The organism is Actinomycetota bacterium, assembly GCA_005888325.1.
GTDB lineage: Bacteria > Actinomycetota > Acidimicrobiia > Acidimicrobiales > AC-14 > AC-14.
In genome coordinates this window covers 59,107-82,444 of sequence record VAWU01000021.1, presented here as the reverse complement: position 1 = coordinate 82,444, position 23,338 = coordinate 59,107, and the positions used below count along the sequence as shown (strand labels likewise).

The window sequence follows — 23,338 nt, the reverse complement described above, 5'->3', positions numbered from 1 at the left end:
TGGCGAATGTCCCCGTTGACGCCCATGCGGCCTTGCCTGCCTGAATGGCAACGCCGGAGTCACACGCGCTGAGGGGTTCGTCGCGGATGTCGAGCACCTGGAGGCCGAAGGCGAACACCTGAGAGCCACCGGTGATGAGCACGCCGGAGTTCAGGCTCCCGCACGCGCCCGGACCTGGTCCGGCCACCGTCACGTCGAGGAGGTTTGCAACAACTCCGTTGCCGCAGACATCGACGATGGCGGTGACACCACTTCCCGGCGGTCCGCAGCGCGACTCGTGCGGGGCGGCGGGGGCGCGCACGACGGGACGCGCATCACCGGAGTAGGGAGTGAGGGTGAGGTTCTTGGTGATCGTGAGCTGCTCGGGGTAGACGCCCGCGCAGATGGCTACGAAGTCGCCAGGCTGGGCGGCGTCGATTCCCGCCTGAATGGTGGAGAAGGCGGCGCCTGCACAGGCCAGGTCATCGTCGACCACGACGGTATGGGGCTCTGCTGCATCAGCCCGGACGGGCATACAAACCGTCATGCCGATCATGACCACGAGCAGTCTCCGCATGAGCACAGATCGTACGGCAACGCAGGGGAATCGTGCTAAATGCCACAAACTGGGTGCGCCTGGACGACCCGGGAAAGGACCGTCTGCGACGCCGAGGTGCGTGCCGGACGCCTCGAAATCGCCGGGCCCGAACCCGTCGATCGAACTCTTCTGCTGCAGGGAGGCGTCTCGCCGTCCGGCCCATCGATAGGCCACCGGCTCACGGACCTTGGATCCCGAGACGTTGGGTCAAGCCGACCAGCGCGATCGCCGATACGCGGACTGTGACCGCGGACCGCCCGATCAACGCAGCCAGCGCCGCCACCGAGCGGGCGCATGACGCCTACTGACGGTTCAACCGCGGAGCGAGGTACTGACGAAGTACGCAGCCGTAGTTGCCGTTGTCGTCGCCCTCCTCGTCGGACTTGTCGTGGGGGTGGCCCTGAGCCGAGGCGACCAGACCCCTCTAGCCAAGTGGGAGCGTTGCATGAAGGACGCCCAACTCTATCCAGGGGGATCTGCCTTGAACGTTCGCATACAGGGATCCCGTGCGTCGAAGTGCGGACCGCGCCCTTGATCTGCTGGCCCACGCTCGGAACCTGCGTGTGGTCAACGTGGCAGCCTCCGTCCTGCATCTGCGGGACGCAGGCGTCCTACCCACCTTGGTGTGAGCCGGGCCGCGATCAGGTCGAGCCCAAGGCGCGTGACGGTTCAACGGCGAGCGTGCCAACCGCCGATTGAGCTCGGGAGCGAAGTTCTAATGTTCGACGGGCCTGGGAGCACCGAGGACGACTACGACACGGAGGGCGTCCTCTTCTGCGGAGACTGCGAGATCTACGGCCGAGGCGACTACTGCGAGCACGGGCGGAAGATCGTTATGCGCTGCATTTCCCCGGTCTATTGCCTGTGGTCCATGTTCACCCCGCCGGTCTGCACCTGCGGGCGACGCGCGCCGGACTACTTCACCGCTCCTGAGCGGGATATCCGCGGCGAGCCCCCAGCGAATCCGAGAGGTACTGCACCGACGGTTGAGGAGGCGCTCCTGACTCGTCTCCCCTGTTACATCGAGCATGGGTACCGCATGATCCGCAGTCCCGAAGGAGCAGCTGCGGATTGCTGGTGACTCGGCGCGGGCACACCGTCGACGCACAACGCTCGGGGGCCGCTGGCTCCCGTTGCGAAGAACCGTTACGTACGCGCTCGAAGCCGCAGAGGACCGAGAGCGCGTTTGCCCTGGTCAGGTGGCCCAAACCCGCAACGAAAACCGGATAACGCCCGACCCCTATTCCGGGCGCTCGACCGGCGCGGGCCCCATCGGACGTGCTCCGGGAGCGGCCTGTGACGGCCTGTTGTCCTCACCTGCCAGAAGGAGCGCCCAGGTCACAGGCGTGATGACGGTGAGTCGGCCTGTAGGCGGGGTTCTGTCGTGTGCGCGCGTCGGCGCAGGTCAGCGGCCTGCCGCGCCCTCCGTGGGGCGCGTGAGGGGCGCGGGAGCGCCGAGCACGCTGTCGATCGCGAGGCGCGTGCGGTCCTCAGCGTCGGGCCAGAGGTGCGAGTAGGTGTCGAGCGTCTCGGACGCGGACGCGTGGCCGAGGCGGGTTTGGACAACTTTCACCGACTCGCCATGCCGGATGAGAACGCTGGCGTAGAAGTGCCGCAGGTCGTGAAAGGTTCAGCCGCCTCAAACGACTCCGGGCGGCCCTGCACCAGCTGGCCGACCAGGCTGGCGGCACGGAACCCGTGAAACGCCGAACGCGGACTCTGTCGCGTCCGCGTACGTGAGTGGCGCCGCCGTAGAACCCTCCGCGCCTGGGGGAGTTGCTTGCGCCGGAGTATGGAGGACCTCGTCCTCGGACACGGCTTCAGCATCGATTGGGATCTCGTCCCCTGACCCTCAACAAGGCGCGTCCGGAGCCGCCGAACCGCGGGTGTCACTCCTGCGGCGGACCGGTTCAGCGCAGTGTGCTGTAGCTGAGCTCCACGACACCGGCACTCGTGCGATCGACATCCTCGAGACGCAACCGGAGCGGGCGAGCGGTGCGCGGGAACAACGTGTGACCGCTACCGAGCACGAGCGGGTGCACATAGAGGTGGAAGCCGTCGACGAGGTCAGCGGCCACCAGCTGGTGCACCACGTCGCCGCTGCCGAGCACGGCGATGTTGCCTTCGGCATCGACCTTGAGGCGCTTTACGCCGTCGATGAGATCGCCGTCGAGGCGGCGGGTGTTCGACCACGTGAGCTCGTCGTCGCGATGTGTCACGACGTACTTGGCTGATCGGTTGAGGTGCGCGGCCATCAGGTTCTCTTCTGGCTGGAACGGCCAGAAGCGCGCCATCTCATCGTAGGTGCGGCGCCCGAACAGGTAAGTGCCGGTCGAGGGAAGGCCGCGAGTCGCCTTCTCGGCCTGCGCTGAGTCCTGGTAGTCGGTGCCCCAGCCGCTGTGGCCGAACCCGTCGCGCTCGTCGGGCTGGTGAAAGCCCTGCACCACGCCATCGAGCGTCATGAACTCGATCACGTTCAACGCAGCCATCCTCACTCCTCTCTCTCCAACGAAACCAAAACGGTAAGTCTTCGCCCATCTGTGCGTAGACCGGATCTTCCGCTCAAGGCGCTGGTCAGGGAGGACGGGCAGGGGAGCGGTCGCCGTGAGTTACAACGCACCGGAGGTCCTGGCCGAGCGGCACCATATCGAGGGTGCCCTAGGTGCGCCCTTCGACGCAGTTGAGTCGATCGTTGAAGAGGTTGTCGGTCCATAACTTGAACTGATCCGCACGGGCTCACGCGTGGGAAGCTGGCGCGCTGACTATGTGTTAGGAGTGGGGGTCTTGGATGTCCGTGGGCCAGTTCTCGCCCGGCAATAGATCAGCCACTCACCGTGGGACTCGCTCGCCAGGTGAACGCATCACCGTCGTAGTGGCCACGAGCTGGTTTCGATAGAGAGGGCTCGTCCCACGCCCGTACCAGCGTGACGCAACAGGAGGTGGCGGAGTGAGCGATGACGCACTTTCCCAGCAACGGCTGGGTCAGATCAGAAGCCACTTGCGCGATCAGTTCGAGGGTGTGTTCGCGGCAGAGACGATCGAGCGGTCGCTGGCCGACTCAGTCGCCGCGACCGAGGGCGCCCGCATCCAAACGTTCCGCGCGATCTTCGTTGAACGGTTCGCGCGCGATCGCCTCGCTGAGCTGGAAGCCAGGACCGCAAGAGGCAGGCGCGGCCGCGCTTGACGTACACCGAGCGGTGCTCGACATTCAACTCGACAGTGACGTCAACTCGTCCCATATCGCGTGGAGCGCGTCGGTGACCGATCCGCGTTCGGCGACGACGGTTGCGAGCCTGCCCGATTCGCTGATCGCCCTCGCGACGCGATGACGCTCCGGGAACAGCGACTCGTGCAGACGCATCCAGCGGCCATGCGGAGTCCAGGTCATGTTGAACGATAGGGGCAACAGTTCGGCGAACACGCCGATCGGTCCGGCCAGTGGGCCATGGCGGCCCGGCATCCGGTCCGTGCAATAGGGGTAGCCTTCACGGCTCCATGGTGGTGTACAAGGCGAGGTCTCCGCCCGTCCCTCGCTCTAGAGGCAGAACGGCGAGCGTGTTCATCTCGGCGTGAGCGATGAGCGTCTCGGCCAGCACCCCCGGATCGGAAGCGCGCTCCATCACACGGTTACGGCCCCGAGCAACGATCGAGCCCTGACCATCAACCACCGCGCACCCGATACCGAAGCAACCGGCACTCCACAACGCCCAGGCCTCCTCGTACGACGCCTTCCACGCCGCGTCCAACGCCTCCCAGGCCAACCACGCTTCGCTCACGCGCCAGCCTGCACAGTCATCGAAGGGATCATCGCGAACCAGCGGCCCAACCGCAGTCGAAGTGCCGATCCCGGGTGCTCGCGACCGTGAGCATGGGGTTCCGGTCGTTGGCCTCGACTGCGCAACAAAATCTGATGCCGTTTGGGCGCGGGGTGGGGTACTGCCACGCCCACAGCTGTTTGCGGGCATTCGACCGACGAGTACGAGTAAAGGGGGTTAGACAGAAATTGCAGAGACGGCTTGACAGGCTCGCGTGAGGGACGGCCGAAGGGGGTGAGCACTCCATGGTCGCGGCCGACACGAGCTGAGAGGCGATGAGTCCGGCCTTGCTCCGGCGTCTGTCTCGTCAGCGACCGATGACACTCGAAGGAGCGCGCGATGACCGCCACCTACACATTCGACGTCTTCTCCAGCCTGGACGGCTTCGGCGCCGCCACCGGAGACTGGACCGGCTATTGGGGCAAGCAAGGGCCCGAGCTCCTCGACCGCCGCCTTGCCCTCTACAACGAGGACCAGCAGATGGTCTTCGGGGCCAACACCTACCGCGCGTTCGCGCAGATGCTGGCCGCGAGCACCGACGACTCCGACGTGCGCGACCCATGGGTCACCCGCATGGTCAACCTGCCGGCAACAGTGGTGTCAACAACGCTGCGCGAACCGCTCGACTGGCCAGACGCGACGCTCGCGCGCGGCGACGCGGTCGATGTCGTCGCCCGGCTCAAGGAAGAGTCCGATGTGCCATTGCGCTCCCATGGCAGCCTCGCGATGAACCGCGCCCTGATGGCCGCCGGTCTGGTTGACCGGGTCCAGGTGACGCTGTTCCCCGTTATCACCGGTCAGACCGGTGTCGACCCGATCTTCAACGGTGCGGCCGACTTCGACCTCGAGCTGATCGAGAGCCGAACGCTCGACGGCCGCACCCAAGAGCTCATCTACCGGCCCGCGCTGCATCGCTAGTCGATCCATGTACAAACGAGGAGCCGAAACGAAAGGACAGAAGACAGCTCCGCGAACTGGCAATGCCCGTCGTACCACCGAGCGAGCGGCTGGCCCGGGTGCGCGAGACCGTGACAGCACTACGGGATCTCGACTGGCCCGACCTGCACACGCCGGTCGTCATGGCCGTTCGCGGGGCGAAGGCCCAGGCACTTGCCGCCGACCTCGCAGAGACGGTCACCTTCGCACTGCTGCCGGGCGAGTCTCGGGTCGACGTCGAACGGCTGGTACGCGGCTTCCCGGGCAGCCGGGACGCCGAGCTCGCGCTCCGCGTGCCGGTGATCGGCGCGGTCGCGCCGGTCGTCGCCGAGCTGGCGGGACACTAAAGCGCAATACATCACCAACAAGGAGGCGTCCGTGGGAGAACTGCTCGTTGACTTCATCACCTCGCTCGATGGCTACGCGTCGGGGGAGGGCTGGCCCGGCTGGTGGGGTTTGCAAGGGCCCGAGTACCTCGCGTGGCTCGACGAGCAGCCCGAGGTCACCTATCTGATGGGGGCGAACACCTACCGGCTCATGTCGGGCTTCGCCGCCGGCGAGACGCCCGAGGGGACCGATGAGTTCAGCGCCGATGAAGAGGCGTCGGTCGGAGGGCTCACCGGAGCGTCGAAGGTGGTGTTCTCGTCCTCGCTCGAAGACCCCCTCACCTGGGCCAACAGCACGCTCGTGCGCGACGACGCCGTCGACGCGGTCCGGGCGATGAAGGACGAAGGCTCAGGTGTCCTGAGCACGATCGGCAGCCTCAGCCTGTGCCGGTCGCTGCTGCGAGCCGGTGTCGTCGATCGGTTCCGGGTGGTGATGTTCCCGGTGATCACCGGCGCCACCGGATCAGAACGCATCTACGACGGCTACCCCGACGTCGCGCTTGAGATGATCGACAGCCGCACCTTCGACGGCGGCATCCAGCTCGTCGAGTACCGGCCACGCGTGCTCGAGCGCCCGCCGCTTGCCACCACGACGTGATCGAACCTCGCAACATGCGCGAGGAACACTGTTGATGTCGCTCACGCGTGTTTCAGAACTTCTCTATCTCGCTCGACGGCTTCGGCACCGGCGACGGTCTGAGTCTCGACGCCCCGTTCGGCCATGCCGGCGAGCCGGCTGCACGAGTGGATGTTCGCGACGAGGTGCGGTCGCACGATGTTCGGCGGGGCCGGCGGCAGGCGGCACGGACGACGCATGCCTGAACGCTACGGCGCGACCCATTCGGCATCGCTTCCGATGTCGTGGCGTCCACGCGCGCACCGTGGGCCTTACCGCCGGCTCCGAGCGATACCGGACGGACGTTCGCTTACGACTCGGTGGAGGCGGTTTTCCACGAACCCGCCGTTCGTCCACGATGTGACACCGACCAAGTGGCCGAGTTGCGAGCGGTGACGCCTGGCAGTTGACCACGCGGGCAAGCAGACGCCGGGTCTGTCACAGGTCGAAGGCGGGTGGTGTCTTCATGTCGCTCACATCGACAGGAGGATGCAGCATGTCCAGCACGACCCGAATCCCCAAGGCCAAGATTCCCGAGGAGGAGATCGCCGGCTTGCTCTTCAACGGTGAAGTCCCCGAGCCGTATGCGGTGATGTGGCACCACCGACCGGCGCTTGCCAGCCTGGGCGCGCTCGGCGCTGCGATCGCGACGTGGGACCAGCTCGACCCCAGCCTCAAGACCTTCGCCCACATGGCCGTCGCTGCGCAGATCGGGTGCTCGTGGTGCCTCGACCTCAACTACTTCCTCGCCCACAATGAGGGGTTCGACATGATCAAGGCCAGCGAAGTGCCGCGCTGGCGCTCGTCGTCGGTGTTCACTCCGCTGGAGCGTGACGTCCTGGAGTACGCCGAGGCGATGAGCGAGACGCCGCCGCGCGTCACCGATGACTTGGTCGCCCGCCTGCTCGACCAACTCGGCGCCGCCGGGGTGGTCGAGCTCACTGGGGTGGTCGGCTTCGCCAACTTGACCACTCGCTGCAACACAGCGTTGGGCGTCGAGTCTCAAGAGTTCTCGAAGGAGTGCCCCCTGCCGCTGACGCCGCGGTCGATTTCGGACGGGTACGCGACGTCTGCATGAGCGGCTACCACGAAGAGGTGTTCGCGCGGCACCGCAGCCTGCTGTTCACCGTCGCCTACGAGTTGCTCGGCTCGGCCGCCGACGCCGAAGACGTGGTGCAGGAAACGTGGTTGCGCTGGGCTGGTGTCGATCACGGCGAGGTGCGCGACCCGCGTGCCTACCTGGTCCGTATCGTCACCCGCCAGGCGCTGAACCGGTTGCGCTCGCTGGCGCGTCGGCGCGAGGACTACGTTGGCGAGTGGCTGCCTGAGCCGCTGCTCACGAGCCCCGACGTCGCCGCCGACGTCGAGCTCGCCGAGAGCGTGTCGATCGCCATGCTGACCGTGCTCGAGACGCTCGCTCCCACGGAGCGCGCCGTGTTCGTGCTGCGCGAGGTGTTCGACACGCCCTACGACGAGATCGCCCAAGCGGTCGGCAAGACACCCGCCGCCGTCCGCCAGATCGCCCACCGGGCGCGCGACCACGTCGCCGCTCGCCGGCCCCGAGTGGCGGTCAGCTCGACCGAGCAGCAGCAAGTCGTCGACCGGTTCCTCGCCGCCGTGCGGGAGGGCGACCTCCAAGGCCTCCTCGACGTCCTCGCGCCCGACGTCGTCATCGTCGCCGACGGCGGTGGCCTGGTCGCCGCGGCGCGACACCCGATCGAAGGCGCGCAGCCGGTGGCCGCCTTCCTCCTCACCGGGGCCCGCAGGGCCGCGTTCGAGCTGAGTGCGGTCTGGCTCAACGGCGCACCGGCCGCCCGCATCGAGATCGGCGGCACGCTCGACACAGCGGTGAGCCTCGCCGTCGAGGACGGCCGCGTCACGCGCATCTACGCCATCCGCAACCCGCACAAGCTCGCCGGGCTGGACGTGGTCGCCGCGCTCACCCGGACGTGAACGCTCGGCGCTTCGAGCGTCACGCTGCCGCGGGCGGCCGCCTTTCATCTCTACTGGCTCGTCGGCAAGCAACGGTCTGTTCAGTCAGCGAGAGAGGAAGGCTGCAGTGAGACTTGGAATCATTGGTGCTGGAGCCGTCGGAGGTTTGCAGGTGCCGGCGACTTCTCGGGTCTGTCGTGGGGCGCGAATGGGGCGCGAGAGGTTGCAAGACGGTGACAGACGACGGCGGACGTCGACAAGCGTAATCGCAGGTCAGATGCCATCTCCCCGCGAAACCCGTGGTGGTGACGGTGAGTCGGCCTGTAGGCGGGGTTCTGTCCATCCCTTGCGGGACTGGGTGGCCATCCATCTGTGCGGCCCACCTGGGGACATCGACCGGGCCGGTCGTCCCACGTTTGGCCTTGCTCCGAGTGGGGTTTGCCGAGCCACCCGGGTCACCCCGGGCGCTGGTGCGCTCTTACCGCACCGTTTCACCCTCACCTGTGCGTCGCCCCGGAGGGCGCCGCCATCGGCGGTCTGTTCTCTGTGGCACTTTCCTGCGGGTCACCCCGACTGGCCGTTAACCAGCACCCTGCCCTGCGGAGCCCCGACCTTCCTCGACGCCGTGACCCGACTACGTCGGGACCGACGCCGCGACCACCCGGCCGACTCACCGTCGCCGCCCATTGTCGCGCGCGTCCCGGGTAGCGTCGCCGGGTCGCCTTGACGGGGAGTTCGATGCGGGACATGCGGAGAGTTTTGGGACCGGCCCGGCTGGCGCGGGTGGTCGCGATGACGATGGGCGCGGGGCTGCTGGCGGCCGCGTGCACGAGCAGCAACAGCGGTGGCAACGGGCTCGGGGTCGCGCCGACCGCAACGACCGCGGTAGCGGGCGTCGGTGGTGCTCTCGACCGGCACAGCCCCGCCGCGCCCGCGCCGCACGTCACCGGGCCGGTGGCCGGAAAATCGGGGCTGGCGTCGCCGGTCGACCTCGCGTCCAAGGGCTACGTCGAGGACGAGTTCTTTCTCGCGGGCGACGCGAGCGCGTACGCGAAGGACGGTGACTGGGGTCGCGACGGCAAGTGGAAGGCGACACCGACGCGCCGCGCGGCCTACACGACCCGCGTGGTCGTGCGCAGGCCGTCGGCGCCGGCGAAGTTCAACGGCACCGTGGTGGTCGAGTGGCTCAACGTGACGGGTGGGCTCGACGCGTCGCCCGACTTCGGTTACATGTACGACGAGCTCTTGCGCAGCGGTTACATCTGGGTCGGCGTCTCCGCTCAAGCGTCCGGGGTCGCAGCCACCGTGAGGCAGAACCCCGCGCGCTACAAGGACCTCAGCCATCCGGGCGACGCGTTCGCCTACGACATCTTCACTCAGGCCGCGCGGGCCGTGCGCGCGGGTGCGCTGTTCGGTCGCGACTACGGGATCAAGTCCGTCCTCGCCACCGGCGACTCGCAGTCCGCGATCCTGCTGACCACCTACGTGAACGCGGTCGATCCGTTGGTCAAGGTCTACGACGGGTTCCTCGTGCACAGCCGCTTCGGGGCGGCCGGCGGTCTCGGCGACGGGATCGCGACACCGAACCCGGCCGAGATCCGCGACGACACCGAGGCGCCTGTCCTCGTCGTGCTGTCCGAGACCGACATCGGCTTCAACCTTTCGACCCGCCAGCCGGACAGCACGCGTTTTCGACTCTGGGAGATGGCGGGCACCGCGCATGCGGACCAGTACCTGCTCAACCTGTACTCGCCGCCCACGCCGGGACAGCCGCCGTCGAACCCGTTGGGCTGCGCAAAGCCTCTCAACTCCGCGAACCAGCATTGGGTGCTCAAGGCCGCGATCTCTCACCTGAACAGTTGGGCACGCGGCGGTCCGCCGCCACCGACCTCGCCACGCATCAAGATGACCGACGCGAATCCCGCCGTGATCGCCCGCGACGAGAACGGCATCGCGATCGGCGGGATCCGGCTTCCCGAGCTCGAGGCGCCGACGGCGACGCTCAGCGGGGTCCCCAGCCCCGGCTCGCCCGGGTTCTGCATCTTCTTCGGATCGACCACCGCGTTCGACGCCGCCCACCTGGCCCAGCTCTACCCGGACCACGAGGCGTACGTGACCAAGTACAGCGCCGCCGTCGACCGGTTGCTCGCCGCCGGCTTCATCCTCGCGCCCGACGCCGAGGCGGCGAAGTCCACGGCACGGGCCGCGTCCGTCGGGCTCTGAACCGCTCCGGGCGCGAGGCTGACCTACGTCACCAACCCCGAGAGGAGCAGACATGGCAAACCCCGTCGTGCACTTCGAGATCCAGTCGACCGATGCCCCGCAACTCCACCAGTTCTACGGCGACGCCTTCGGGTGGAGCATCGACGCCAACAACCCCATGAACTACGGGATCATCGGGGCGGGCGAAGGCGGGATCGGCGGCGGGATCGGACCCAGCATGGACGGCACGAACCTGGTCACCTTCTACATCCAGGTCGATGACATCGCGGCCGCGCTCGAGAAGGTTGCGAAGCTCGGCGGCAAGACCGTGATGGGGCCCATGGACGTTCCCGACGGCCCGACCCTCGCGCTGTTCAACGACCCGCAGGGGAACACCGTCGGTCTCGTCACGGGCATGTAGCCCTCGGCCTCAGAAGTCGAGGGCCGACAGCTCGGGCACCCAACCTCGCGAGCGGTCGCGCGCCGCCCGCCAGCGGTCGCGGTCGGGCTTGTGCACCGGGTCGACCACCGCCCGAGGCGACCAGGTGGCGGCGACGTCGTCCTCGCCGGCCCAGGTGCCGATGGCCATGCCTGCCAGGAACGCGGCCCCGAGCGTCGTGGCGTCGGACACCGGCGACACCTCGACCGGGCGCTGGGCTGCGTCGGCCAGGGCCTGGAGGAAGCGTCGACGCGGAGTGTCGCGATGGCGTGAGCCCCGTCGGCCTCGGCCGCCTCGACCAGATCGGCACCTCGGTGGGCGATCCCCTCGAGCACCGCCCGCACGACCTCGGGCCGGCCGGAGCCGCGCGTCAGTCCGAGGAGCGTGCCGCGCGCGCCGAAGTCCCACTCCGGCGTGCCGAGGCCGAGCAACGCGGGCACGAACCAGACGTCGCCGGTGTCGGCGCAAGACGCGGCGACCGCGTCGGACGCGGCCGCGGACTCGATGAGGCCGAGGTCGTCTCGCAGCCACTCGACCGCTTGGCCTGCGGTGAGCATGAACGCCTCGACGCCCCACGTGAGTCGACCGCCACGCCGCCACGCCACGATCGGGAAACACCCGCCGGGCCCGCGCGCCTCGAACGCGGGTCGGGTCGCGCCGATGCAGAGATCGAGCATGCCTCCCGTGCCGAACGTGATCTTGGCCAGACCGGGCCGGGTGCATCCCTGACCCACGAGTGACGCCTGCTGATCGCCGGCGAGACCCGCGATCGGCGGCGCGCCCGGGAGCTCCGACGCCTCGCCGACGACGCCCGTCGAGTCGACGATCGTGGGCAGCACCGACGACGGGATGCGGAGGACGTCGAGCACCTGCGACGACCATCCCGAGGCATCCGCGTGCAGCAGGCCGGTGAGGCCGGCGTTGGTCGTGTCGGTGATGTGCAACGCGCCGCCCGACAATGTCCACGCGATCCAGCTGTCGACCGTACCGAAGCACAGGTCGCGCTCCCGCTCAGGGTCGGCCATGTCGAGCAGGAAGGCGACCTTGGTGGCCGACACGTTCGGTGCCACCCGGATCCCGCGGCCCTGCAACTCGAGGCACATCCCCGCGGTGCGCTGGTCCTGCCAGCCGACGCCCGGGCCGACCGGCACACCCGTGGCCCGGTCCCAGACGATCGTCGATGCCCGCTGGTTGGCGATGCCCACGGCCTCGACCGGGCCGCCGGCCTCGAGCGCGGCCCGGGCCACGTCGAGCGCGCCGGCAGCCATGGCCGCGGCATCGAACTGCACGAAACCGGGTGCGGGTGACTCGGGCAACACCTCGCGGTAGTGGACGTGATGAACCGTGGCATCGGGGTGCACGACTGCAGCACGCACACCACTGGTACCTACGTCGACGACAAGAATGCTCATGCGATGGCGGACCGCGATGCCATGTAGGCGCTGAACGCCGAGACCGCGACGGGGACAGGGATCTGCGCCACCAGCTTCACCACGTTGTCGACGATGTCGTTCCTCAACGCGACATCGATGACGACGCTGATCACCGCGATGACCCCCATCGCGCCGAGCGCGGCGAGGGAGCCGTGCGCGAGCGGCGCATCGGGACGAGCCCGCCCCGCGAGCCGTCCGCCCAAAGCCATGCCGAGGAGGATCACGACGTAGAAGGCGAACGGCCAGTTGGAGTCGCGGTCGAACGAGACGATGGCGTTGACGATGGCGTAGGCGACCAGGGTGGCGAGCGAGACAGCGAGCGCGACCGCGCCGGAGACGAGCACCGTGCGGCTGTCGATGCGGACACCCATCGCTCTCACCGCCGCACAGCTTTCACCGTGGGACAGCCCCACAGGGGGACGGCCCTCATGGCCAAGGGACCTCGCCGAACGGGTCGGGCAGGCCGAGCTTGCCGGGGTTCAGGATGCCGTTCGGGTCGAGCGCGCCCTTCAGCGCCGCCAGCACGTCGAACGCGGGGCCGAGGGCGTCGCGGACGAACCGGCCGCGGTTGAGGCCGACGCCGTGGTGGTGGCTGAGGGCACCTCCGTGGGCGAGCACGACGTGAGTGGCCACGTCCCATGCCGCCCGGTAGAAGGCATCGCGCCCCGCGGGCCCCTCCTCGTCGGGCGGCCGCCCCGCGAACGTGAAGTAGAGGCACGCGCCGTCGCCGTACGCATGGGACTGGTGGGCGGACACCACCAGCGCGTGCTCGAGCCCGGCGACGGCCGCGAGCACGCCTTCGTAGATCGCGGGCAACGCCGACCATCGCGCCGCGATCTCGATGGTGTCCACGACGATGCGTCGCTGGGTGAGGGATTCGAGCGCGGAGACGTCGTTGCGATGTTCGAGCCACCGCCCCACGAGGGCGTCGTCGAGCCGCTTGGCTCCCTCGCACTCCTCGCCGACGACTTGCATCATCGCGTCGATGATCGCGGGCTCGCCCTCGTCGAGCACCAGCAGCACGTGCTGGTCGGGTACCTCGAAGTTGCGCGCCGACTCGGTGGTGTCGTAGAGGCGCAGCACCGCAGGCGTCGCGCCCCGTCGCAGCACGCGACGGCACGCCGCGAGCCCGTCACCGAACGACGCGAAGCCGAACGCGGCGCGCCGCTCCGCCGCGGGGACGGGGTGCACGCGCAGCCAGGCCTCGGTGATGACCCCGAGCGTGCCCTCGCTGCCGACGAACACCTGGGTGAGGTCGGGCCCGACGGCAGCGCGTGGCGCGCCGCCGGTGCGGACGACCCTCCCGTCGGCCAGCACGACCTGCAGCCCCGCGACCATGTCTTCGATCTTCCCGTAGCGGGTGGAGTACTGACCGGCCGAGCGACAGGCCAGCCAGCCGCCGACCGTCGACAGCTCGATCGACTGCGGCCAGTGCCCGAGCGTCACGCCGTGCAGGGCGCGGAGGTCGTCCTCGAGCACGTCGCCGAACGTGCCCGGGCGCACGTCGAGCACCATCGAGACGTCGTCGACGTCGACGATGCCTGCGAGCGCGCACACGTCGAGCACGACCCCGCCGTGCAACGGGACGCTCGCGCCGCAGACCCCGCTGCGCCCGGCCGCGGGCGTCACCGGCACACGCGCCTCGTCGCACACCGCAAGCACGCCCGCCACCTCGTCGACCTCGCGCGGCCGGACGACAACGGCGGCCAGCCCCGGCACCTCGCCGTCGAGCGCCCAGCCCATGGCCAACGGCCACCAGTCGCGGCCCGCCTCGGCGCGCGCCGACGGGTCGGTGGTGACGTCGTCGCAGACGCCGCGCAGCCGGGCCAACAGCTTGTCGTCGGTCTCGACGAACCGAGCGCCGATGTGGTTGCGCACGGTGGCGGGGCCGGCGGTGAAGGCAATCGGTGGTGTCGGTGCGCCTCGGTTCGGCGACACCGAGTCAGGCCCTCACCATCTGGTCGAAGCCCGTCTCGTGCAGGCCGCCGGCGGCGCGCTCGTCCGCCACGGCAGCCCGGTAGGACGCAGCCTGGGACTCGACCTCGGCCTCGCTCCAGCCCAGCTCGGGCGCGAGCACTCGGGCCACGTCGAGGGCGGCGTCGGCGGACGCGTCACGGGCGAGGAGCCGGGCGCGAGTTCGTCGGGCCAACACGTCGTCGACCGTCGTGGCCATCTCGTAGCGCGCCGCGTAGAGCGCCTCGACCTTGAGGTACGGCAGGGTCGGGACGAGCGGCTCCGCGAGTGCGGGTTGGGCGGCCATCATCGCCAGCAGCGTCCGCGCGTCACCCCCGTAGCGACCTACGAGGTGCTCGAGCACCGCGTCGCTCGTTCCCATTCGAGCGGCCGCACCGGGGGCGCGCAGCTCGTCGGTGCCGTGGGCGCCGTGCAACGCGAGATGCTTCGTGCGGCTTCGCTTCAGTCGGCTGCGCCTACCGTCGCCGAGCTCGCCGATCACCTCGTCGACGGAGTCGGCCGCCATCTTCCGGTACGTGGTGAGCTTGCCGCCGGTCACGGTGACCACGCCGCTCGCCGAGCGGCCGACCTCGTGTCGGCGCGAGAGGTCGGCCGTCTTCTCGCTCTTTGCGTCACGCACGAGGGGCCGCAGACCGGCCCACGTGCCCAGGACGTCGTCCTCCTTCAAGGGTTCGAGGAGCGAGGCGTTCACCGCGTCGAGCAGGTAGGCGACGTCATCAGGCGTGCACGCAGGGTTGTCGAGCGGCCCGTCGTAGTCGGTGTCGGTCGTGCCGATGTAGACGCGATCGCCCCACGGGACCACGAAGATCGAGCGACCGTCCTTGCGAACGGGGATTACGGCGGCGATGTCGCAACGCACCTTCGACCAGGGCACCGTGAGGTGGATGCCCTTGGCCGGGCGAATGGTCTGGGGATGCCGCCCCTCGTCGAGGGCGCGCACGTCGTCGGACCACACACCGGCCGCGTTGACGACGGCCCGGGCCCGCACTTCGATTCCGTTGTCGAGCCGGGCGCCGGATGCACGCCCCTCCGCGTCCTTCAACACTGCGGTCACCCCTGCGTGGTTGAGGGCGGCCACGCCGTAGTCGACGGCGGCAGTGCGCGCGATGGTGAGCGTGAGGCGCGCGTCGTCGGTCTGCGCGTCGTAGTAGAGGAACCCGGCGACCAAGCGGCGCGTGTCGAGCGTGGGCACGTGTGCGAGCGCCTCTTCGCGCGAGACGCGCTTGTGCAGCTTGCCGATGCGCAACCCGCCCGTCAGGTCGTAGACCCACAGCGCGTTGCTGTAGACGCGCACGACGGCCTTGTTGACGATGCCTTCCTTGCCGAACAGCGGGATGAGGAACGGGAGCGGGTGTACGAGGTGCGGGGCGTTCTCGAGCAGGCGCTGGCGCTCTTCTGCTGCAGGTAGCGCAACCCGCCGTGCACGAGCTTCGAGGACTTGGACGACGTGCCCGACGCGAAGTCGTCGCGCTCGACCAGCGCGGTACGCAGCCCTCGCGCTGCCGCGTCGAGGGCGACGCCGGCCCCGGTGATCCCGCCGCCGATGACGAGGACGTCGAAGTGCTCGTCGGCCAGACGGGCGAGTGCGCTCCGGCGATCGAACGGGCTGGGGATCATCGGCGAGATCGGAGTCATGGGTCCTCTTGGAGTTGTCGGTACGACGTGCGGAACCCCATCACGAACAACGCCGACAGGCGGCCACGGTCACGCACCAGGATGGTCCCCGCGAGCCCAAGATAGACAACCGACACGATCGTGAGCTCCGCTCCGTGGGCGCTCTCGGGCACCACGGCACCGACGACGAACTGCGCCCAGAACAGGGCGAAGAGCGCGAACGCCTCGCGCAGCGACAGCGACAGCGTGGCCAGGATGGCCACCGCGAAGACCGACTGGGCGGCCGTGAGGAGCAGCTCGCCGCGTTGGTCGCCGTCGATCGGCAGCCCGTGGTGGGTGCCGGACGACAAGGCGAACACGATCGGCAGGCTGCCCACCAGCAGGGTCCACTGGTTGACCTTGGCCGAGACGAGGGTGCTGAGCCCGAGGGCGGACTTGAGCCGCCACGCGTAGAGGCCGGCGACGACCAGCTCGGGCGCTTCGGACGCGAGCGGCGCCAGCCACTGCACGAGGAGGAACTCGCTCACGCCGAGCGACTTGCCGGTCGCCACGAGCGCGTCGGCGAAGTGCTCGGCGCAGAGCAGGATGACCGCGGCGGCGAATACGAGCAGACCCACCACCGCCGCCCGCCGATGGGCGGTCGAGAAGGACCCGAGATAGGCGGCAGGGCCGACGAGGTGCGGCGTCTCGGCCGGGGCGCGGGAGATGCGGATGGTGTACGCCACGAAGATGCCGATGAGGATGACGGCGTCGACCAGGGTGACGGTGCGCTTCAGCGGCAGCGTCAGCGAATACAGGCACGCGACGGTGAGGTACGCGATCTCCACCGAGTTCGAGCGCTCGAGCCTGACCTCGCCGACCGCCACCCCCTGCTTCCGCCACCGCCACCAGGCCAGCACGGCCACCATCGACCAGCCCACGCCGATCAGCAGCCGGTTGGCGCCGGTCATGTTGGCCAGGGCCAGCGAGCACGGCGACGCGGTGGAGCTGTTCGCCGCCGCGCACCGGCTGCCGAACTCGGCGACCGCGTGCCCGGCCTTGTCGGCGAAGACGAAGTCGACCGCGTACTCCGGCAGGACGGCGATGAGCGCGAGAAGCGCGATCGCCAACCCCGCGGAGATGTCGAGCTGGGCCGCCTCGGCGGCCCACGACAGGAGGAAGGCGGCGCCGACGATGGCCAGGCCGAAGAGCAGCGCCTCGGCGGGATGAGGGATGTCGCGGGAGGTGAAGCGCAGGACGATCCCCGGGACCGTGATCAGCCCGGCGAGCGTCAGCAGCAAGCGGGCCCGGACGGGGTTCACGGCTTGCTCGTCGGTCGCCGTGGTGGTCACAACCCGGGGGAGCTTAGGGGCGACCCGCCACGATCAAGTCGGCACGCCAGATGGTGGCGTAGCGCACCACCGCCCCGGTGTGAGGCGCCTCGATCATCGTGTCCCCGCCGACGTAGATCCCGACGTGGTGGATGGGGTCCCCGAAGAACACGAGGTCGCCGGGCCGGAGGTCGGTCAACTCGACGCGATGGGTCTCGCTGAACTGGTACTCCGCCGAATGGGAGAGCTGGACCCCGGCGGCGCGCCAGGCCCACATCGTGAGCCCCGAGCAGTCGAAGCTGTCGGGCCCCGCCCCCGCCCACTCGTAAGGCTTGCCCAGCTGCCGCGCGGCCTCCGCCACGGCGAGGCCGGCCCCGGCAGCCGGCGATCCGCCACCGACGACGGGTGGGTGCGGCGCGGCCGGCGCGCCCGACGCGCCGGGGGTCGGCCGGGCCACCGGACGCTTCGCCGCGGCGGCGGCGAGTGTCGCCGCGGCCAGACGCACCCGTCGGGCAGCCGCGGCCGCGGCCTTCGCCTCGTCCTCTGCGATCAGGCGGCTCACCTCGTGCCGCACGCGACCGAGTGTCGCCTGCTGGACGGACGCGGCGGCCGCGGCTGCGTCACGGTCGGCGGCGAGGCGATCCGCCGCCCCGCGGCTGACGTCGCGCGCCCGGGCGAGCGCGTCCTTGTGCCGGCTCAGGTCGCGTTGCGCCGTCCGCACCCTGTCGACGGCCCGATCCGCGACGTCGAGCGCGGTCTGGAGGTAGCGCCGACGTACGCCGAGATCTTGGCCGGGCGTGCGGACGAGCTGGTCGAGCACAGGGGCCGAGCCGCCGTGGATGTACGCGACGGTCGCGTGCGTCACCAGCTGCGCCCGCGCCCGAGCCAGCCGGTCGCCCGACTCGTCGAGCGCGCCATCGGCGCGGGCCAGCTCGGCCTCCGCGCCCTCCGCGGCCAGCCGCGCCTGGTTGTACCGCTCGTCGAGCTCGCTCACGTGCTGCCCCTGCGTCTCGAGCTGCTGCTCGACCCGGGCGGCTTCCGCGCGCGCGTCGTCGAGCGGTGACGCGACGGTCGCTGCGGGGAACCCGCACACCGCACCCACGGCGATGGCGGCGATGACGAAGGCGGGGAGGGAGCGGCAGCGCATGGCACGAAGTCGGGCAACGCGCCCAATGCCCGGGAATCGGACGAAAGGCACAGCGACTTGAGGCAACCGGGCCCCGCTGAGCAGGCACCGCCAGAAAAAAGTGCGCCGGGCGCGACCGCGGAACCTATGGCGCACGTCACACTTTGGGAGTAGAAACACCCCGAAACTTGACTCGACCTTGGAGCCTGGGCGCCGCGTGAGTTGTGACGGCCCGGGTGTTATGAACCATTTGCGGGGCCCAGGCCCCAACGGACACGGGGGGACACTCGTGCTGGATTCGTATGCGCCGCGTCGTCGGTGGGTTGCCACCTTCGCAGTCGTGGCGGCCATGGCCCTCGTCGTGTCGTCCTGCAGCAGCAGCGACAACAAGAAGGCGACGGGCACCAAAGCCACGACGCCGTCCGGCGAGGGCACGCCCAAGCGCGGCGGCTCGCTCGTCTACGGGCTGGAGGCCGAGACCCTCGGCGGCTGGTGCCCCCAGTCCGCCCAGCTGGCGGCCGGTGGCATCCAGGTCGCGAGCGCGATCTACGACACACTCACCGCTCCGAACGACAAGGGCGAGTACGTCCCCTATCTGGCCAAGTCGGTCGACCACAACGCCGACTACACGCAATGGACGATCGTCCTGCGTGACGGCATCCAGTTCCACAACGGCGAGCCGTTCAACGCCGACGCGGTGAAGATGAACCTCGACGGCTACCTCAGCGGCATCCTGTTCGGCCTGGTGTTCGCCGACGTCAACAGCGTCACGGTCACCGGCCCGATGAGCGTGCAGATCACCACCCGCGTCCCGTGGGTGGCGCTCCCGGCGTTCCTCTGGTCGACCGGCCGGCTCGGCATGGCGGCGCCGGCACAGATCAGGGACAAGGCGAATTGCGCCTCGAACCTGATCGGGACGGGCCCGTTCATGAAGAAGGAGTGGACGCCCAACGACAAGTTCGTCGCGGTCAGGAACCCCAACTACTGGCAGAAGGACGAGAACGGCGTCCAGCTTCCGTACCTCGACGAGATCACGTTCCGGCCCCAGCCCGATGTCTCGCAGCTCGTGAACGGGCTCAAGGGCGGCCAGTTCGATCTGATCCACCTCACTGACGGCAAGTCGATCGACCTTCTGCGCAAGGAGGTCAAGAGCGGCACGCTCAAGATGACCGAGTCGACCCGCTCGGCCGAGATCTCACACACCATGCTGAACAACTCGAAGCCGCCGTTCGACAACATCAACGCCCGGCTCGCGGTCATCTACGCGACGAACGCCGACGAGCTCAACCGGGTGCACGAGGCCAGCGTCAACAAGCTCGCGAAGCAGCCCTACGCCCCGGAGACCTTGGGCTACCAAGCCGACCCGGGCTGGCCCAAGTTCGACCTGGCCAAGGCGAAGGACTACGTCGCCAAGTACAAGCAGGAGACCGGCAAGGACCTGAGCTTCGACCTGGCGACCACGCCCGATCCCGCGACCCAGGCGCTGGCCGCCACGGCCAAGTCGCAGCTGGCCAAGGCGGGCATCAGCGTCAACATCCCGACCGCCACCGAGCAGAGCCAGTACATCAACCAGGCGATCGCCGGGAACTACCAGGCCATCCTCTGGCGCAACTTCCCGGGCGGCGACCCCGACACGCTCTACGTGTGGTGGCACAGCAAGGCCTGGAACAAGGACACGAAGGCATTCGACAAGCCGAACCTTGTGAACTTCGGCCGCATCAACGACCCCGAGATCGACAAGGCGCTCGAGGCGGGCCGCTCCGAGACCGACCCGGCCAAGCGCAGGGCGGACTACCAGGCCATCGGCAAGCGGTTCGCCGAGGGCGGTTACAACGTGTGGACCTGGTACACCACCTGGGGGTTCGCGTCGAAGACCGACGTCAACGGCGTCGAAGGCCCGAAGCTTCCGAACGGTGACAAGCGGGGCCTGCCCATCGCGAGCGTGCAGCCCGTCGTCGGACTGTGGCGCGGGTAGCGGCGGTGAAGGGACAGGCGCTCGACGCGCGTTGACCAGCAGGGACGAGGAGGGCGGGACCGCCGATGAGTACCGTCGTGAAGAAGCTCATCCAGCTCGTGGTGGTGCTCTTCTTCGTCACGTTCTTCTCGTTCTCGCTGCTGAAGCTGATACCCGGCGACCCCGTCGACACGCTCAAGCCGTTCGCCACCCCCGAGCAGAAGGCGACCATCCGCGCCGAGCTCGGTCTCGACAAGCCCTTCTTCACCCAGTACTACAACTGGCTGAAGGGCTTCGTGAAAGGCGATCCCGGACGCGACTACAGCACCGGAGAGCCGGTCAAGGTCGGGATCGGCAAGGCGCTCCCTGTCACGCTGCAGCTCGTCTTCTACGCCCAGATCATCGCCCTGGTCGTCGCGCTCCCGCTCGGGATCCTCACCGCGTACAGAGCAGGGAGCTGGTTCGACAAGATCACCAACACGAGCGCGTTCGGGCTGCTCGCCCTGCCCGGCTTCGTCCTGGGGTTGATCCTCATCTACTACCTGGGTGTGCAGTGGAAGATACTGCCCACCCAGCAGTACGTGCCGTTCGGTGAGAACGTCGGCGAGCACTTCAAGCACATGATTCTGCCCGCGGTCAGCCTGGCCGTCGGCCAGGTCGCGATCTACATGCGGCTCCTGCGCAGCGACATGATCCAGACGCTGCAGGAGGACTTCATCACGATGGCCAAGGCCAAGGGCCTGACCAATCGGCGCATCCTCCTGCGCCACGCGCTGCGACCGTCGAGCTTCTCGCTCCTCACCGTCGCCGCCCTCAACGTCGGTGCGCTGATCGGCGGCGCGGTGATCATCGAGGCGGTCTTCCAGCTCCCGGGCCTGGGGCTCAAGCTGGTGCAGGCCGTCGCCACCCGCCAGTACGTCGCGCTGCAGGCCTACGTCGCCATCATCGCGGTGGCGTATGTGGCGTTCAACGCCCTCGTCGACATCCTGTACGTCGTGCTCGACCCGAGGATCCGCCATGCCCGAGCCGTTGCCTGATAGCCCGCTCGACTCGCTGTCCGCCGAGGCCGCGGCGACCGGCGTGCTCCCCGGCACGCCGGAGATGCAGATCGCCGCGGTCGAGGCCGGCGCCGACCGCCCGTCCCGCGGCAGGTTCCGGGGGCTGGGCATCGGCGCCTGGCTGTGCATGGGCTGGCTCGTCCTCATCATCGGAGCCGCGCTGCTCGCGCCGATCCTGCCCCTCGACGACCCGAACGACACGCTCGGCGGGGTCATCGCCAACAAGGGCTTCGGTGCCGGCGGCCACCTGCTCGGCGGTGACAGCTCCGGTCGCGACCTCCTTTCCCGCACGATCTTCGGGGCGCGCAACTCGAGCGATCATCATCGGCACCCTCATCGGCGGCCTGCTCGGGCTCCTGGGGGGCTACTACCGCGGCCGCGTCGACACCTTCATCGTGGGTCTGCTCGACATTCTCCTCTCGTTCCCGGCCCTCGTGCTCGCGCTCGCCCTCGTCGCAGTGCTCCAGGACCGCGTCTCCGACCTGCTCACCCTCGTCCTCGCGCTCGGCATCATCTCCATCCCGGTCCTGGCCCGCATCACCCGGGCGAACGCGCTCGTCTGGTCGCAACGCGAGTTCGTGATGGCCGCGCGCGCCCAGGGCGCCAAGGACTGGCGGATCATGATCCGGGAAGTGCTCCCCAACGTGCTGCCGTCCGCGTTCTCGATCGCGCTCCTGGGCGTGGCGGTCGTCATCGTGGCGGAGGCCGGGCTCGGCACCCTGGGCGTCGGACTGTCCACGCAGTCGCCGACGTGGGGGAACATCATCAACGACGGCCGCTCCGATCTGACCTCGGGCACCACACCCCACATCGTCTTCGTCGGTGCCGCGATGGTGTTCCTCACCGTCCTCGCGCTCAACTACCTGGGCGACGTGGTGCGGGCGCGGTTCGACGTACGGGAGGCGGGCATTTGAGTCACTCGCGATTTTCCCCCGACGGAGCGGCGAGCACCGACGACCTCCCCGTCGCCGGGCTCGAGCCGGGACAGGCGCTCCCGGGGGCGGTGGGCGAGGGCAAGGCCGAGCGCCTGCTCGTGGTCGACAACCTCTCGACGTCGTTCCGCACGCCGGCAGGCATCGTGCACGCGGTCGACGAGGTCTCGTTCACGCTCGCCCGCGGACGCACGCTCGGCATCGTGGGCGAGTCGGGCTCGGGCAAGACCGTGCTCTCCCGCTCTGTGATGGGCCTCCTGCCCAAGAGCAACGCCATCCGCACCGGTCGGGTGATCTTCGACGGCGTCGACCTGGTCGGCCTCGACGACCGCGACATGCGTTCCTACTGGGGAACCGAGATCGCCATGATCTTCCAGGACCCGATGACCGCGCTCAACCCCGTGGTCAAGGTCGGTCGTCAGATCACCGAGTCGCTCCGCTACCACCTCGACGTCAGCAAGGAGGAAGCGGATCGCACGGCCGTCCAGCTGCTGCAGTCGGTGGGGATGCCCGAGGCCGCCCGCCGGCTGAAGGAGTATCCGCACCAGCTCTCCGGCGGCATGCGCCAACGTGTGGTCATCGCCATCGCGTTGGCCTGCAGCCCCAAGCTGCTCATCGCCGACGAGCCCACAACCGCGCTCGACGTGACCGTGCAGGCCCAGATCCTCGACCTGCTCCAGCGTCTCCAGCAGGAGCGCCACATGGCGATGATGTTCATCACCCACGACCTCGGCGTGGTGTCGGGGCGCACCGATGACACCGCGGTGATGTACGCGGGCCGCGTCGTCGAGAAGGCGCCGACCCGGGCCCTCTTCGCCAACATGAAGATGCCGTACACCGAGGCGCTGATGAAGTCGATCCCCCGGCTCGAGAACCCGAGCCACAGCCGGCTCCTCGCCATCACCGGCCGCCCTCCGAGCCTCATCAACCTCCCTCGGGGCTGTCGGTTCGCGCCCCGCTGCCCGTACGCGCAGGAGCGCTGCCGCGAGGAGGAGCCCCCGTTGCGCGATGCGGAGACACCCGGGCACCAGTAA

Annotated in this window: 23 protein-coding genes, 1 other RNA gene and 2 pseudogenes; 13 read left to right on the top strand and 13 right to left on the bottom strand. The window is 69.0% G+C overall.

The window, feature by feature from the left end; genetic code table 11:
* The 3 genes and pseudogenes from E6G06_07000 to E6G06_06990 all read right to left on the bottom strand — a co-directional run.
* On the bottom strand, positions 1-556 hold a 556-nt coding region (locus E6G06_07000), incomplete at its 3' end, for a hypothetical protein (GenBank protein TML92284.1).
* A gap of 1,426 nt (positions 557-1,982) precedes the next feature.
* Positions 1,983-2,204 (bottom strand): annotated as a pseudogene (locus E6G06_06995) (site-specific integrase).
* A 283-nt stretch (positions 2,205-2,487) separates the two neighbouring features.
* Complete coding sequence (locus E6G06_06990; GenBank protein TML92283.1) at positions 2,488-3,066, bottom strand: dihydrofolate reductase; 579 nt, start codon at positions 3,064-3,066, stop codon at positions 2,488-2,490.
* A 458-nt stretch (positions 3,067-3,524) separates the two neighbouring features.
* Between E6G06_06990 and E6G06_06985 the strand changes: the two genes are divergently transcribed.
* Positions 3,525-3,761, top strand: a complete 237-nt coding sequence (locus E6G06_06985; GenBank protein TML92282.1) for a hypothetical protein — start codon at positions 3,525-3,527, stop codon at positions 3,759-3,761.
* Between the two features lie 24 nt (positions 3,762-3,785).
* On the opposite strand, the gene E6G06_06980 is transcribed toward E6G06_06985, so the two are convergent.
* Positions 3,786-4,037: a hypothetical protein gene (locus E6G06_06980; GenBank protein ID TML92281.1), complete on the bottom strand. Its 252-nt coding sequence runs from the start codon at positions 4,035-4,037 to the stop codon at positions 3,786-3,788.
* Positions 4,038-4,062: 25 nt separating this feature from the next.
* Entirely contained in the window at positions 4,063-4,542 is a 480-nt protein-coding gene (locus tag E6G06_06975) for a hypothetical protein (GenBank protein TML92280.1), read from the bottom strand.
* A gap of 189 nt (positions 4,543-4,731) precedes the next feature.
* Between E6G06_06975 and E6G06_06970 the strand changes: the two genes are divergently transcribed.
* From E6G06_06970 to E6G06_06945, 6 genes and pseudogenes are all read left to right on the top strand, one after another.
* Positions 4,732-5,310 carry a deaminase gene (locus E6G06_06970; protein ID TML92279.1) on the top strand — a complete coding sequence of 193 codons (579 nt, stop codon included), beginning with the start codon at positions 4,732-4,734 and terminating at the stop codon, positions 5,308-5,310.
* 98 nt (positions 5,311-5,408) lie between these two features.
* On the top strand, positions 5,409-5,675 hold the full coding sequence (locus E6G06_06965) for a hypothetical protein (protein ID TML92278.1): 267 nt from the start codon (positions 5,409-5,411) through the stop codon (positions 5,673-5,675).
* A 31-nt stretch (positions 5,676-5,706) separates the two neighbouring features.
* A complete protein-coding gene (locus E6G06_06960) occupies positions 5,707-6,312 on the top strand; it encodes a deaminase (GenBank protein ID TML92277.1) in 606 nt (201 codons plus the stop codon).
* Between the two features lie 47 nt (positions 6,313-6,359).
* Positions 6,360-6,477: pseudogene (locus tag E6G06_06955) on the top strand (dihydrofolate reductase).
* Between the two features lie 349 nt (positions 6,478-6,826).
* Positions 6,827-7,408 carry a carboxymuconolactone decarboxylase family protein gene (locus E6G06_06950; GenBank protein TML92276.1) on the top strand — a complete coding sequence of 194 codons (582 nt, stop codon included), beginning with the start codon at positions 6,827-6,829 and terminating at the stop codon, positions 7,406-7,408.
* Positions 7,405-8,283, top strand: a complete 879-nt coding sequence (locus E6G06_06945; GenBank protein TML92275.1) for an RNA polymerase sigma-70 factor — start codon at positions 7,405-7,407, stop codon at positions 8,281-8,283. The genes E6G06_06950 and E6G06_06945 overlap by 4 nt, the downstream gene beginning before the upstream one ends.
* Positions 8,284-8,570: 287 nt before the next feature.
* Here E6G06_06945 and rnpB read toward each other — a convergent pair.
* Positions 8,571-8,935, bottom strand: an RNA gene (gene rnpB / locus E6G06_06940) — RNase P RNA component class A.
* A 74-nt stretch (positions 8,936-9,009) separates the two neighbouring features.
* Here rnpB and E6G06_06935 point away from each other — a divergent pair.
* Positions 9,010-10,485: a hypothetical protein gene (locus E6G06_06935; protein ID TML92274.1), complete on the top strand. Its 1,476-nt coding sequence runs from the start codon at positions 9,010-9,012 to the stop codon at positions 10,483-10,485.
* Positions 10,486-10,537: 52 nt separating this feature from the next.
* Positions 10,538-10,885, top strand: coding sequence for a glyoxalase (locus tag E6G06_06930; protein TML92273.1), 348 nt, complete (start codon positions 10,538-10,540; stop codon positions 10,883-10,885).
* Here E6G06_06930 and E6G06_06925 read toward each other — a convergent pair.
* Genes E6G06_06925 through E6G06_06895 form a run of 7 tightly spaced genes read right to left on the bottom strand, consistent with a single transcriptional unit; the run spans position 10,729 to position 18,711 of the window.
* On the bottom strand, positions 10,729-12,315 hold the full coding sequence (locus E6G06_06925; GenBank protein TML92272.1) for a glycerol kinase: 1,587 nt from the start codon (positions 12,313-12,315) through the stop codon (positions 10,729-10,731). The two genes, E6G06_06930 and E6G06_06925, sit on opposite strands and share 157 nt — an antisense overlap.
* Positions 12,312-12,707 (bottom strand): TIGR04086 family membrane protein, encoded by a 396-nt coding sequence (locus E6G06_06920; GenBank protein ID TML92271.1) that lies wholly within the window; start codon positions 12,705-12,707, stop codon positions 12,312-12,314. The genes E6G06_06925 and E6G06_06920 overlap by 4 nt, the downstream gene beginning before the upstream one ends.
* Positions 12,708-12,762: 55 nt before the next feature.
* A complete protein-coding gene (locus tag E6G06_06915) occupies positions 12,763-14,274 on the bottom strand; it encodes an FAD-binding oxidoreductase (protein TML92270.1) in 1,512 nt (503 codons plus the stop codon).
* A 4-nt stretch (positions 14,275-14,278) separates the two neighbouring features.
* Positions 14,279-15,604: a glycerol-3-phosphate dehydrogenase/oxidase gene (locus E6G06_06910; GenBank protein TML92269.1), complete on the bottom strand. Its 1,326-nt coding sequence runs from the start codon at positions 15,602-15,604 to the stop codon at positions 14,279-14,281.
* Positions 15,565-15,945 (bottom strand): FAD-dependent oxidoreductase, encoded by a 381-nt coding sequence (locus E6G06_06905; protein ID TML92268.1) that lies wholly within the window; start codon positions 15,943-15,945, stop codon positions 15,565-15,567. The genes E6G06_06910 and E6G06_06905 overlap by 40 nt, the downstream gene beginning before the upstream one ends.
* A complete protein-coding gene (locus E6G06_06900; GenBank protein ID TML92290.1) occupies positions 15,942-17,225 on the bottom strand; it encodes a sodium:proton exchanger in 1,284 nt (427 codons plus the stop codon). Before E6G06_06900 ends, E6G06_06905 begins: the two co-directional genes overlap by 4 nt.
* 43 nt (positions 17,226-17,268) lie before the next feature.
* Complete coding sequence (locus tag E6G06_06895; protein TML92267.1) at positions 17,269-18,711, bottom strand: NlpC/P60 family protein; 1,443 nt, start codon at positions 18,709-18,711, stop codon at positions 17,269-17,271.
* Between E6G06_06895 and E6G06_06890 the strand changes: the two genes are divergently transcribed.
* From E6G06_06890 to E6G06_06875, 4 genes are all read left to right on the top strand, one after another.
* A complete protein-coding gene (locus tag E6G06_06890; GenBank protein ID TML92266.1) occupies positions 18,602-20,335 on the top strand; it encodes an ABC transporter substrate-binding protein in 1,734 nt (577 codons plus the stop codon). The genes E6G06_06895 and E6G06_06890 overlap by 110 nt on opposite strands.
* A 65-nt stretch (positions 20,336-20,400) precedes the next feature.
* Entirely contained in the window at positions 20,401-21,351 is a 951-nt protein-coding gene (locus E6G06_06885; GenBank protein ID TML92265.1) for an ABC transporter permease, read from the top strand.
* Positions 21,348-22,286 carry an ABC transporter permease gene (locus E6G06_06880; protein ID TML92264.1) on the top strand — a complete coding sequence of 313 codons (939 nt, stop codon included), beginning with the start codon at positions 21,348-21,350 and terminating at the stop codon, positions 22,284-22,286. The genes E6G06_06885 and E6G06_06880 overlap by 4 nt, the downstream gene beginning before the upstream one ends.
* A 113-nt stretch (positions 22,287-22,399) precedes the next feature.
* A complete protein-coding gene (locus E6G06_06875; GenBank protein TML92289.1) occupies positions 22,400-23,338 on the top strand; it encodes an ABC transporter ATP-binding protein in 939 nt (312 codons plus the stop codon).